The organism is Parafrankia elaeagni, from assembly GCF_000374165.1.
GTDB classification, from domain to species: Bacteria; Actinomycetota; Actinomycetes; order Frankiales; family Frankiaceae; genus Parafrankia; species Parafrankia elaeagni.
The window spans coordinates 14,939-26,548 of the sequence record NZ_KB893713.1 but is presented as its reverse complement, the minus strand read 5'-3'; the positions used below and the strand labels follow the sequence as shown (position 1 = coordinate 26,548).

The following is an 11,610-nucleotide window of genomic DNA, read 5'->3' as shown; positions in this document are numbered from 1 at the left end:
CGAGCATGCTGCTCGACGGGAAGGTCGCCGTGGTGACCGGCGCCGGATCGGGGGTCGGGCGGGCCTCCGCCCTGCGCTTCGCCGCGGAGGGCGCCCGGGTCGTGTGCGCGGACATCAGCCTCGACGGTGCCGAGGAGACGGTCCGCGAGATCGAGAAGCTCGATGGATCGGAGGGGCCGGGCGGGCCGGGCGGGACGGGCGGCGTCGCGGCGCGGGCCGTCGCCGTGCGGTGCGACGTCTCCGTGGAGGCGGACGTGGTCGGCGCGCTCGACCACGCCGCCGAGCGGTTCGGCACCCTCGACATCGTGTTCAACAACGCCGGTGTGCCGACCCCGCGGCTCGGCGCGAAGCTGGAGGACCACTCGGTCGAGGACTTCGACCGCCTGATCGCCGTCAACCTGCGCGGGGTGTTCCTCGGCAGCAAGCACGCGGTGCTCCGGTTCAGGCGGCAGGGCGGCGGCGGGGTCATCCTCAACACCGGCTCCGTCGCCGGGAGCGTCGCCTGGGGTGGCTCCGTGTACGGCGCGACCAAGGGCGGCGTGCACCAGCTGACCCGGGCCGTCGCGATCGAGGGGGCCCCGTTCGGGATCCGGGCCAACGCGATCTGCCCGGCCGGGATGCCGTACACCGGTTTCATGACCGCCGGCGGCCTGGGCGGCGACGAGGAGACCACGGCGGCGGTGGCCCGCCAGACCGGGGCCAACCACCCGCTGGGCCGGCCGATCACCGCGGAGGACTGCGCCGAGGCGGCGGTCTTCCTGGTCTCGGACCGGGCCGCCAACATCACCGGCGTCCTCCTCCCGGTAGACGGCGGATATCTGGCCAGGTGAGGACGGATGAGGACGGATGAGCGGAGTGACCCAGGTGAACGACCGCGGCAGTGATGCCCCGCCGACGGCGGCGGTGCTCGACCGGGAACGGCTGCGGGAGCTGTTCGACCTGCGCAGCAGCTACAACGCGCGCAGCGGCGGCGACTACGAGGATGACCCCAACCCGGTCTGGCGGGAGCTGCGCGAGCAGGGTCCCGTGCACGAGGGCATCGTCCACGAGCTGACCGGTTACGACCGGCCCGCGATGTTCCAGGGCCTGCCCTACCCGGACCGGCCGCACTTCTCGGTGTTCTCGTTCGACGTGTGCGACCAGGTCTTCCGTGACAACGAGACGTTCGCGTCGTCGCCGCAGGCCGTCGACCCCACCGGGGGCCAGATCGGCGCGAGCAGCAGCATGCTGTCGATGGGCGGCGCCCAGCACCGCCGCTACCGCGCGCTCGTCCAGCCGTCGTTCGTCCCGGCCCGCGGGCCGTGGTGGATCACGAACTGGATCGAGGAGACGGTGCACGCCCTCATCGACCGGTTCGCCGGCGACGGCGCCGCCGAGCTGAACGTCGACTTCTGCGCGGCGATCCCGGTGCTGACCATCACCAGCAGTTTCGGGGTCGCCGTCGAGGAGGCGCTGCACATCCGCGAGGTGCTCAACGACCCGCCGGAGGTGATCCGCATGCTCGCGCCGATCGTCGCCGCCCGGCGTGAGGCGCCGCAGGACGACCTGATCAGCGTGCTGGTCCAGGCGGAGATCACCGACGAGGAGGGGGTGCGCCACCAGCTGTCCGACCACGAGATCTACACGTTCGCGATCCTGCTGCTGCTCGCCGGCTCCGGCACCACCTGGAAGCAGATGGGCATCACGCTGACGGCCCTGCTGCGCCGGCCCGAGGTGCTCGAGGCCGTCCGGGCCGACCGGTCGCTGCTGCGCCCGGCCGTGGAGGAGTCGGTGCGCTGGTCACCGACCGACCCGATGTTCGCGCGTTTCGCCACCCGGGACGTCGAGCTCGGCGGGCTGGCGATCCCGCGCGGGTCGGTGGTGCACCTGTGCCTGGGAGCCGCGAACCGGGACCCGGCCCGGTGGGACCGGCCCGACGAGTTCGACATCCACCGTCCGATGAAGCGCTCGCTCGGCTTCGGCAGCGGCGCCCACGTGTGCCTCGGCATGCACGTCGCCCGGGCCGAGATCACCGTCGGGATCGGGGCACTGCTCGACCGGCTGCCGAACCTGCGCCTCGACCCGGCCGCCGAGCCGCCGCGCCTCATCGGCATGTACGAGCGCGGCGCGACCGAGATCCCCGTCCTGTTCGACAGCTGAGCCCTCTTCGCGGCACTGAGCCCTCTTCGCAGCACTGACACGGCAGGAGACAGTCCAGCATGAGTGAGCCCGGATACCGCCCGCCGGATATCTCTCTCCGCGGCGCGGAGCACATCGCGCGCTACCGGGAGACCGACGGTGCGGTCGGCTACGAGTGGAACGGCGTGCCGACCCTGTTACTCACCACGACCGGCCGGCGCTCCGGGCAGCCCCGGACGTCCGCGCTGATCTTCGGGCGGGACGGTGACGACTACCTGGTCATCGCCTCCAAGGGCGGATCGCCGACGGCGCCCCTGTGGTACGAGAACCTGACCGCGCAGCCGGCGGCGGAGATCCAGGTCCGCGCGCAGCACCTGCCGGTGGTCGCGCGGACCGCCTCCGACGAGGAGAAGCCTCGACTATGGAAGATCATGACCGAGGTCTGGCCGAACTACGACGTGTACCAGGCCAGAACGGAGCGCCCGATACCCGTGGTCGTGCTGTCCCCGACGCCCGCGGCGCCCGCGGCCTAGACACCGGTACCGTCGGAGGGGTGTCCTGGGCCGACCGTGCCGTGGACCGGTCGCCGCTGGTCCAGCGGTCCCGGTCCCGCAGCATGCAGCAGATGAAGGTGATCGTCGACGCCGCGCGGCGACTGATCACCAGCAGGGGTTCCTCCTTCACGACGCAGGACCTCGTGAAGGAGGCCGGCGTCGCCATGCAGACCTTCTACCGGCACTTCCCGGGGAAGGACCAGCTCCTGCTCGCGGTCATCGAGGACGTCATCAGCGAGCAGACCACGCACTACCGGGAGCGGGCGGCACACGAGCCGGACCCGCTCGCCCGCCTGCGCCTGCACATCCAGGCGGCCCTGTCCGCCATCGACCGCGACCGCGAGGCCGCCGGTGACGGATCTGGTGACGGTGCCGCCGCTGGTGGGGGCGGCGGCAACGGCGTCAAGCTCGGCGTGGGCGGCGGGGCGCGGTTCATCACCGCCGAGCACTGGCGGCTGCACCAGCTCTACCCCGACGAGGTCGAGCACGCCACCCGCCCCTTCGCCAGTCTCGTCGCCGGCGAGCTGGAAGCGGCACGCGACGCCGGGCTCATCGCGCCCATCGACACCGCGGAGGCCGCGGAGTTCGTCAACCTGCTGGTGCGGGCGGTGTTCCACCACTACGCCTTCGCATCCCACAGGAACGAGTCGGCCGCCGAGGTCGGTGACCGCGTCTGGGCGTTCTGTCTGCGCGGCCTCGGTGCCGGCGCCGAAGCCGCCGCCGGGAACGCCGCCGCCGGGAACGCCGCCGCCGGGAACGCCGGTACCGGGAGCGCCGCCGCCGGCTCCGTCGCGGGGGCTGCCGCGGGCGGAACAGCCACAGGCTGAGCCACCGGGCGCGGGTGTTGGGTGCCTCTCGGAGGTCGTCCCGCGCCCGCGCCTTTCGCCGTGGTCAGTGGGTGGTGCCGCCGCTGCTCCTGCCCGCCTGCCAGCCGTGCCAGCGCAGGACCTCGATCCAGGCGCTCACCCGGCCGCGGACCCGGTCGGGACAGGGCCCGCCGATGTAGTGCGTGGAGATCCGGTCACGGGCTGGCCGCCCGGCCGCAGCGTCGTGATGACGCTCGGGTTCGGCGCGGTGAGCAGCTCACCGAGCTCCTTGGGCACGGACTGCGTCGCCACGGCCCCTCCTTCCGACCCGACGGGACGCCGGGCCCTGCTGGCCTTCTTCCTGCTACCCGATGGCCCCGGCTCGGGTGACGTGACCTGCAGGGGGGGTCGGTCAGGACTAAGCGGAGGCCTGTCGTCCGGTTGTGCTAGCGTAAATGGAGGAAATTCTTCCGGTAGCGCTCGGCTCCGCCGTCGGCCCGCGGGCCGGGCGGGGCTGTCAGCACACAAGACCCCGAGGGACCAGGTATGACCGAGGTGTCCGTGTCGGTGGGGAACGCCGGCCCGCAGGGGACCGCCCAGACCGCGGGCCCGCCCGGCCGTCAGGCCGCGGCGGAGGCCGAGATCAGGTCCCACACGTCCCCCGGCCGCGCGAGCCTCGAGCTCGTCGTGGTCGGCTTTGCCGCGCTGCTGGTGGCGATGGCGCAGGGGCTGCTCGTGCCGGTGCTGTCGATCCTGCCGGCCGAGCTGAACACCACGCACACGAACGTCGAGTGGCTGCTGACGTCCACGCTGCTGGTCGCAGCCGTCGCCGTACCCGTGATGGGGCGGCTCGGTGACATGTTCGGCAAGCGCCGCATGCTGCTCGTGGCGATGGCCGCCCTGGCCGCCGGATCCCTGATGGCCGCACTGACCAGCAACGTCGCGCTGCTGATCGTCGGGCGGGCCATCCAGGGCCTGTCCGCGGCCGCGATTCCGCTCGGGATCAGCCTGCTCGTGTCGCTGCTGCCGAAGGAGCGGGTCGGGTCGGCCATCGCGCTGATCAGCTCGATGCTCGGTGTCGGCGCGGCGCTGAGCCTGCCGCTGGCCGGCCTGATCGCCGAGCACGCCGACTTCCACGTGCTCTTCTGGATCACTGCTGTCGGTGGCGTGTTGTCGTTCGCCCTGATTCTCGCGATCGTTCCCGAGGCTCCCAGCCGCACCGGGGGGCGGGTCGACCTGGTGGGAGCGGCGCTGCTGAGCGCCGGGCTGGTCGCGCTGATGCTCCCGCTCGCCGAAGCGGGCAACTGGGGCTGGGGCTCGCCGTGGGTGCTCGGCCTGCTGGCCCTCGGTGTCGTCCTGCTGGTGACGCTCGGAGCGGTCGAGCGCCGGATCCGTGACCCGCTCGTCGACATGGCGGCCTTCCTGCGCCGCCCGTTGCTGCTGACGAACATCGCCTCGCTGCTGTTCGGCTTCGCCCTGTTCGCCTCGATGATCGGCACGGCGTCGTTCGTGCAGGCGCCGGAGGAGACCGGGTACGGCTTCGGCTCGTCGCTGGTCGTCGGCGGCCTCGCGATGCTGCCGAGCGGTATCGGCATGCTGCTCCTGGCGCCCGTCGCCGCACGGATGGTGGTGCGGTTCGGCGGTGCGTCCACGCTCGCCGTCGGCGCCGTCGTGGTGGCCCTCGGCTGGGGTACGCGCATCATCTTCTCCGACTCGCTGTGGCAGATCATCCTGTGCAACACCGTGGTCGGCATCGGAACGGGTATCGGCTACGCCGCCATGCCCTCGCTCATCAACCTCTTCACCCCGCCGACCGAGATCGCGGCGGCAAACGGCCTGAACGCTCTGTTCCGCTCGATCGGCAGCTCGCTGGCCAGCGCCATCGGCGGCAGCATCCTCGCGGCGCAGACGGTGTCCGTCGGCGCCGCCGAGCTGCCCTCGCTCGAGGGTTACCAGGTGCTGTTCGCCATGTGCGCCGCCGCCGCCGTGATCGCCGCACTCCTGTCGGTGGCCATCCCGCGGGGCCGGTCAGCCAGCTCCGGCAGCCCTGCCAGCTCCGGCACGGCGGTCTGACGGAGTCACCCGGCACCCGGTATCCGGCACCGCACCGCACCCGTCACGGCGGCGGTTCCGGTGCCGGCGGTGCATATGCTCCGTGGCATGCGCCTTCACGTGGGCTGCGCGATGTGGAGCCACCGCTCCTGGCAGGGGCGTTTCCTGGCGCATCCGCTGCCGGCACACGAGCGGCTGCGCAGCTACGCCAGCTGGTGCAACGCGGTCGAGGGGAACACCACGTTCTATGCCACCCCGAACCGCGAGACGGCGCTTTCCTGGGCGCGGCAGACCGACCCCGGGTTCCGCCTCGTCGCCAAACTGCCGAAAACCATCACCCACGACCGCTGCCTGACCGACGTCGACGACCTCGCCCGCTCCTTCCTGGCCGCGATCGAGCCGCTCGGCCCCCGGGTGCACGCGGTGTGGGCGCAGCTGCCCGCGGCCTTCGGGCCGGCCGACGTCGGGCTGCTCGGCCGGTTCCTGAGCCGGCTCGGCACCGGCCACCGGTACGCCGTGGAGGTCCGCCATCCGGCGTTCTTCGAGAACCCGCGCGCGGCGAGCCTGCTCGCGTCGGCACTCGCGCCGCTGGACGCCGAATGGATCCCCTTCGACACGACGGTGTTCTTCCGCAGCCCGCCGACGAGCGACGCCGAGCGGGACGCCTGGGCCAAGAAACCCCGCACCCCCCTGCGCACCGAGGCGCTGACCGACCGCCCGATCGTCCGCTACCTCGGCCGGGACGACGCGGAGCGGACCGCCGAGGGCTGGCAGCCCTGGGTCGACGTCGTCACCGGATGGCTGCGCGAGGGCCGTTCGCCGACAGTCTTCATCCACACCCCCGACAACGCCGACGCGCCGCTGCTCGCCCGGCGTTTCCACGACGACGTCCGAGCCCGGGTTCCGGAACTCGAAGCGCTGCCGACGCCGATTCCCGCGGAGCCCCTGACGCTGTTCTGAGGCTTCGTGACCTCCGCGGTCCCCGCCATCTTCGGCCGAAATGCGGAAAAGGCGACCGGCAGTGCATTCCTGCTAATGTGCGTCGTTCCGTGTGGCGGGATTCCGGAGCCCCGGGATCCCGAACGAAGGGGTGGGGCATGGCGGAGGACCGCGAAAAAGCACCAGAGGAACAATCCGGAGTGGCCGCTTCCCAATCCACGCCGGTGTCGCCGCCGTCTCCGGAGGCCCCGGCCCAGGGGCCGGAGGTGGCATCGGTCGACCACGGGCCCGTGCCGCCAGGCGTTCCCGGGAGTCCGTGGCCGCCCTACGGCTGGTATCCGCCGCAGCCACCCGCGGCGCCCGCGGGCACGCCGGCGTGGCACGGCTGGCTGCTCGTCGTCATCACGGTGTTCTCGGCCGCGGCCGTCGCGCTGAGCGCACTCACAGCCGTCCGTGACGACCGCGGTGACCTGGCACGAGACCTCGCCTGGGAACTGAACGACACCAGCCCCGAGGAGGAGGGTTTCTACGGCCCGACGATGTCGGGTATGGGCCCGGTGTCGGGCGGGATCGCCGGCTGCCCCGAACCCCTGGGTGGTGTGGCGGATCTGGGTCCGCGGTCACCGGACGAAACGGACCCCGTCGTCGCCGCGGGCGAGACGGTGGTCCTTCGTTACGACATGCTCGACTGCGAGCAGCCCGTCTCCTTCAGCCTCACCGTCGACAACGTCCGCCGGCAGGCGACGGCCCCCGAAGGGGGATATCCGACGCGGCCCCGCAACGGCACCTACGTCGTGGTGGACGTGACGGTGCAGAGCCCGAACTACGGGTGGCCCGACTTCCTCACCTTCTCCATCCAGGGCCCCGACGGAAGGATCACCACTCCGCTCTTCTCGGATTCGATGTTCGGTGTGGATGTCAGCGAGCCAGGTTCCCCGACGACCACGACACTCGTCTTCGACGTCACCGACGGGTACGACCTCGTCCGGTTCGACGACCCGGGCCCGGGCAGCGTCTCCTGGCGCATCTGACCGCCCGCGAACCGAGGGCCCTGGCCGAGAGCACGTCGGCCAGGGCCCGCCGGGCGGTTCCGGAGCCGGGCGGCGCCGGACAATGCTTCTCGCGATCTTTGTCGGACGTATTGGCCGGGTACTGAGTAACCTGGCGCCGACCTGCTCCACCAAGCGTCCTGAAATGGGATAATCGGCGGGTGGATATCTGGAACAGTGATCGGCAGCTGTCCGCCGAGGAATCCGAGTTCGGTCGGCTGTCCGATGCCCTGCGGGTCTTGCAGGACACGATCAGTGGTGTTCGGCTCCCGGTGGAGGTGGCGGCCCGGGCCCGGCAGGGGATGGAAGAACTGACCGGCCTCATGAAGTCGTATTCCGTGCCGGAGGCCGTGCAGGCCTCGGGCCGGATTCCCGGTATCCCGGGCCGGGCGCAGGCGCTGCTCCCGGTGGTGCACGTCGACGAGGCCGACGAACTGCGCCTGGTCGGGCACGTGACCTTCGGCCGCTATTATCTCGGCGGTTTCGGTGCGGCCCACGGCGGGGCCATCCCGCTGATGTTCGACGAGATGATGGGGCGCCTTTCGAATGCCGGTGGTCGCCCGATGGCACGCACGGCCTACCTGAACGTGAACTTCCGCAACATCACCCCGATCGACGTCAGGCTGCGGGTGGAGATCCTGTTCGGCGGGGAGGAGGGGCGCAAGCGGCACATCACCGGTGCGATCTACGACGGGGAGACCGTGACCGCCGACGCCGAGGCCCTGTTCATCACTCTCCTGCCCGGCCAGCGCTGACCCGGCTCCGGGGCGGCTCCGGGGCGAACCCGATGCCGCCCCGGAGCTCGGGAGATGCTCAGGCCGGCCGGTCGGCTTTCGGCTGCCCCATGGTCGCGGCCGCCGCCGGGTCCGCGCCCGAGTCGGCGGGGGGCACGCCCGCGATGTCCGCGTCCACGTTCGGGGCGGGGCGGTGCCGGGGGATCAGCACGGCGGCGAGGGCCGCGCAGGTGGCGGCGCCGGTGGCGAGCCAGAAGGCCCGGGTGAAGGCGCCGTCGGTGGGCAGCGGGTGATCCGCGGTCCCGCTGGCCGCGAGCAGGGTGGCTACGACCTGCGAGCCGAGCGCCGCGCCGACCGAGCGCACCAGCGCGTTCACCCCGGTGGCCTGCCCGGTCGCGTCGGCCGGGGCGGACACGACGATGATGTTCGGAACCACCGACATGCTCAGGCCGATCCCGATGAAGACGACGCACGTCGCCGCGATCACCACGCCCTCACTGCCGTGGTTGACGGCCAGCAGGGCCAGGCCGGCGGCGGCGAACAGGAACCCGCCCATGAGGGGCCTGCGGGCGCCGAGCCGCAGGCTGACCCGGCCGGCGTTCGCGCCGATGAGCAGCATGGCGACCGAGGCGGGCAGCAGCAGCAGGCCGGCGCCGGTGGCGTCGAGGCCGAACCCGTAGCCGACCGACTCCGGCGCCTGCGCGATCTGCGGGACGAGCACGAACGCGCCGAACATGCAGGAGCCGGCCAGCAGGGTGGCGAAGTTGGTGGCCAGGATGACCGGGCGGCCCAGCACCCGCATGTCGACCAAGGGCTCGGCGACCCGGCGCTCGAACAGCCCGAAGCACACCAGGACCGCCAGGCCGGCGGCCATCAGCCCGAGGGTGCGCGGGCTGCCCCAGCCCCAGCTGGACGTCTGCGTGAGCGCGACGAGCGGCGTCGTCAGCCCGACGGCGAGCAGCAGGGCGCCGGGCAGGTCGATCCGGCCGGGGCTGCGGGTGCCGGACTCCCGCAGCAGCAGCGCGCCGACCGCCGCGGCGCCGGACATGATCGCTCCGATCCAGAAGATCCAGCGCCAGGACGCGTGGTCGAGCAGCAGGCCGCCGACGAGCAGACCGGCACCGGCACCGATACCGGCGATCGCCGCGATCAGGCCGATGGCGCCCGGCTGGCGGCGCTCCGGGAAGGTCTCGCGGATGATGCCGAAGCACAGCGGGAAGATCCCGCCGCCGGAGGCCTGGAGCACCCGCGCCGCCACCACCAGCCAGATGCTGCCGGCGAGCGCCGCCGCCACGCTGCCGACGGCGAACAGCAGCAACGCGACGACGAGGAGCCGCCGCCGGCCGAACATGTCGCCGAGCCGCCCCATGATCGGGGTGAGGATCGCGGCGGCGATGAGGTAGGCGCTGAACACCCACGAGACGTTCGCCGGGGTGGTGTGCAGCGCCTCGGTCAGCGTCCCGACCCCGGGGACGACCGTGGTCTGCGCGATGGAGAAGGCCGTCGCGGCCATCACCAGCACGGCCAGCGGGCCGCCGACCGACGGGCCGCCGACCGACGGGCCGCCGACCGACGGGCCGTCCCCGGCGGCGGGCTCCGCGGCGACCGCCGAGACCGCCGAGACCGCCGAGGAGGCTGGCTCCCGCTCCGGCGGCATCAGGCGGCGGCTTTTTCCAGGATGTGCACCCCGCAGGCGCTGCCGAGCCCGATGACGTGCGCGAGCCCGACACGGGCGCCGGGGATCTGCCGCTCGCCGGCCTCGCCGCGCAGGTGGTGGCAGATCTCCCAGATGTTGGCGATGCCGGTCGCCGCGATCGGGTGGCCCTTGGACTCCAGACCGCCGCTGACGTTGACCGGGATCGTCCCGTCCCGCCAGGTTGCGCCCGACTCGAAGAGGTCGACCGCGCCGCCGGGCTCACACAGGCCCAGGTTGTCGTAGTGCACCAGCTCCGCGGTGGCGAAGCAGTCGTGCAGCTCGACGAGGTCGAGCTCGCTCGGGCCGATCCCGGCCTGCTCGTAGGCCCTGGCGGCGGCCTGGCGGGTGAGCGTGTTGACGTCCGGCAGCACCTGGCAGGCGTCCTGCCACGGGTCGCTGGTGAGCACCGACGCGCTGATCTTCACGGCGCGCCGGCGCTGCTCGGGATCCATCCGTCGCAGCCGGCTGTCACTGACGACGACCGCCGCCGCCGCCCCGTCGCAGTTCGCCGAGCACATCGGACGGGTGTTCGGATAGGCGATCATGACGTCGTTCATGATCTCGTCGAGCGTGAAGCGGCGGCTGTAGGCGGCGAGCGGGTTGAGGGTCGAGTGCGCGTGGTTCTTCTCCGCGATCCGGGCGAACAGCTTGAAGTCCGCGCCGCCGTACCGGTGGCCGTACTCCAGGCCGATCTGGGCGAAGACGCCCGGCATGGAGTCGGTGCCGATCCGGCCCTCGAGCGGGGCGAGCGCGCCGAAGCGGCCCCGGCGTGACCAGGTGCCGTCCTCCTCCTTCGGCGGCGAGCCGAGCAGGCCCGCGCCGGCGAGCTTCTCGACGCCCACGGCCAGCCCGATGTCGGTCTCACCGGCCCGGATGGCCATGATCGCGACGCGCAGCGCGGTCGCGCCGGTGGCGCAGGCGTTCGCGACGTTGTAGACCGGGATGCCGGTCTGCCCGATCTGCTTCTGCAGCAGCTGGCCGAAGCTGGAGCTGCCGCCCGTCAGGCTGCCGGCGGCGAGCACGCCGACGTCGCGCATGGTGACGCCCGCGTCGGCGAGCGCGGCGAGCGCCGCCTGTGACGCGAGGTCGATGGTGTCCTTGTCCCGGTGCTTGCCGAACTTCGTCATCGAGATCCCGAGGATCCAGACGTCCTCCGCCATGGCTGACCTTCCGATCGTCTCCGCGAGCCTGCTGGGGTGTGCCGTGACCGGCACTGGACCGGCGCCGTGACCGGCACTGGTGCCGTGACCGGCGCTAGACCGGCTCGAACCCGTACCCGACCGCCTCGACGCCCGTGGTGTCCGCCCCAAGGGGAACGGTGGCCAGCCGCACCTTCATCCCGAGAGTGACGTTCTCCGGGCGCGGCTCGATGTTCACCAGCACTCCGCGCACCTTCGTCCCGCCGCAGTCGACGACCGCCGCCACGAACGGCACCGGGACGCCTGGCGGGGCCAGTGACACGATCGAGAACGTGTACACCGTTCCCTCCCGGGGGAGGTCGACCGCCCGGAACTCCATACCGCTACAGGACGCGCACGCGTTACGCCGGTCGAAGAAGCGTGCGGAACACCGCACGCACTCCTGGGCGACGATATGCGGCTCGTCGCCGAGAACCAGATAATCCACCAGCGGAATCCGCTCTGCCACGAACAACTCCCCGCG

12 protein-coding genes and 1 pseudogene are annotated in these 11,610 nt (G+C 72.2%); 8 read left to right on the top strand and 5 right to left on the bottom strand.

What is annotated here, in order from left to right; translation table 11 throughout:
• The first annotated feature begins 5 nt into the window (after positions 1-5).
• The 4 genes from B207_RS0108375 to B207_RS0108360 all read left to right on the top strand — a co-directional run bounded on the left by B207_RS0108375 (position 6) and on the right by B207_RS0108360 (position 3,499).
• Complete coding sequence (locus B207_RS0108375; protein WP_035740324.1) at positions 6-830, top strand: SDR family NAD(P)-dependent oxidoreductase; 825 nt, start codon at positions 6-8, stop codon at positions 828-830.
• Positions 831-846: 16 nt separating this feature from the next.
• Positions 847-2,139: a cytochrome P450 gene (locus tag B207_RS0108370; RefSeq protein ID WP_018636078.1), complete on the top strand. Its 1,293-nt coding sequence runs from the start codon at positions 847-849 to the stop codon at positions 2,137-2,139.
• Between the two features lie 59 nt (positions 2,140-2,198).
• A complete protein-coding gene (locus B207_RS0108365; protein WP_018636077.1) occupies positions 2,199-2,651 on the top strand; it encodes a nitroreductase family deazaflavin-dependent oxidoreductase in 453 nt (150 codons plus the stop codon).
• An 83-nt stretch (positions 2,652-2,734) separates the two neighbouring features.
• The gene (locus tag B207_RS0108360) at positions 2,735-3,499 is read left to right on the top strand and encodes a TetR/AcrR family transcriptional regulator (RefSeq protein ID WP_230204916.1); all 765 of its coding nucleotides are present in this window, start codon (positions 2,735-2,737) and stop codon (positions 3,497-3,499) included.
• Between the two features lie 64 nt (positions 3,500-3,563).
• On the opposite strand, the pseudogene B207_RS42765 reads toward B207_RS0108360, so the two are convergent.
• Positions 3,564-3,695, bottom strand: a pseudogene (locus tag B207_RS42765) (PPOX class F420-dependent oxidoreductase); the annotation flags it as partial.
• Positions 3,635-3,790, bottom strand: a complete 156-nt coding sequence (locus B207_RS39595) for a hypothetical protein (RefSeq protein WP_018636075.1) — start codon at positions 3,788-3,790, stop codon at positions 3,635-3,637. The pseudogene B207_RS42765 and the gene B207_RS39595, both read right to left, overlap by 61 nt.
• A gap of 234 nt (positions 3,791-4,024) precedes the next feature.
• On the opposite strand from B207_RS39595, the gene B207_RS0108350 reads away from it, so the two are divergent.
• The 4 genes from B207_RS0108350 (at position 4,025) to B207_RS0108335 (ending at position 8,273) form a co-directional block, all read left to right on the top strand.
• Complete coding sequence (locus tag B207_RS0108350; protein WP_018636074.1) at positions 4,025-5,551, top strand: MFS transporter; 1,527 nt, start codon at positions 4,025-4,027, stop codon at positions 5,549-5,551.
• Between the two features lie 87 nt (positions 5,552-5,638).
• Positions 5,639-6,490: a DUF72 domain-containing protein gene (locus B207_RS0108345; RefSeq protein WP_026310829.1), complete on the top strand. Its 852-nt coding sequence runs from the start codon at positions 5,639-5,641 to the stop codon at positions 6,488-6,490.
• A 245-nt stretch (positions 6,491-6,735) separates the two neighbouring features.
• A complete protein-coding gene (locus B207_RS0108340) occupies positions 6,736-7,500 on the top strand; it encodes a DUF4352 domain-containing protein (protein ID WP_154675216.1) in 765 nt (254 codons plus the stop codon).
• A 179-nt stretch (positions 7,501-7,679) separates the two neighbouring features.
• Positions 7,680-8,273 (top strand): hypothetical protein, encoded by a 594-nt coding sequence (locus tag B207_RS0108335; RefSeq protein ID WP_018636071.1) that lies wholly within the window; start codon positions 7,680-7,682, stop codon positions 8,271-8,273.
• A gap of 58 nt (positions 8,274-8,331) precedes the next feature.
• Here the strand turns inward: B207_RS0108335 and B207_RS33080 are convergent, their stop codons facing one another.
• From B207_RS33080 to B207_RS0108320, 3 genes are all read right to left on the bottom strand, one after another.
• The gene (locus B207_RS33080) at positions 8,332-9,909 is read right to left on the bottom strand and encodes an MFS transporter (protein WP_018636070.1); all 1,578 of its coding nucleotides are present in this window, start codon (positions 9,907-9,909) and stop codon (positions 8,332-8,334) included.
• A complete protein-coding gene (locus B207_RS0108325) occupies positions 9,909-11,108 on the bottom strand; it encodes a thiolase family protein (protein WP_018636069.1) in 1,200 nt (399 codons plus the stop codon). Before B207_RS0108325 ends, B207_RS33080 begins: the two co-directional genes overlap by 1 nt.
• A 94-nt stretch (positions 11,109-11,202) precedes the next feature.
• Positions 11,203-11,595: a Zn-ribbon domain-containing OB-fold protein gene (locus B207_RS0108320; RefSeq protein ID WP_026310828.1), complete on the bottom strand. Its 393-nt coding sequence runs from the start codon at positions 11,593-11,595 to the stop codon at positions 11,203-11,205.
• Positions 11,596-11,610 lie beyond the last annotated feature (15 nt).

Coding starts and splice junctions, on each gene's coding strand:
- B207_RS0108325 (WP_018636069.1), bottom strand. CDS start 11,108: ATGGCGGAGGACGTCTGGATCCTCGGGATCTCGATGACGAAGTTCGGC.
- B207_RS0108345 (WP_026310829.1), top strand. CDS start 5,639: ATGCGCCTTCACGTGGGCTGCGCGATGTGGAGCCACCGCTCCTGGCAG.
- B207_RS33080 (WP_018636070.1), bottom strand. CDS start 9,909: ATGCCGCCGGAGCGGGAGCCAGCCTCCTCGGCGGTCTCGGCGGTCTCG.
- B207_RS0108350 (WP_018636074.1), top strand. CDS start 4,025: ATGACCGAGGTGTCCGTGTCGGTGGGGAACGCCGGCCCGCAGGGGACC.
- B207_RS0108375 (WP_035740324.1), top strand. CDS start 6: ATGCTGCTCGACGGGAAGGTCGCCGTGGTGACCGGCGCCGGATCGGGG.
- B207_RS0108370 (WP_018636078.1), top strand. CDS start 847: ATGAGCGGAGTGACCCAGGTGAACGACCGCGGCAGTGATGCCCCGCCG.
- B207_RS0108365 (WP_018636077.1), top strand. CDS start 2,199: ATGAGTGAGCCCGGATACCGCCCGCCGGATATCTCTCTCCGCGGCGCG.
- B207_RS0108360 (WP_230204916.1), top strand. CDS start 2,735: ATGCAGCAGATGAAGGTGATCGTCGACGCCGCGCGGCGACTGATCACC.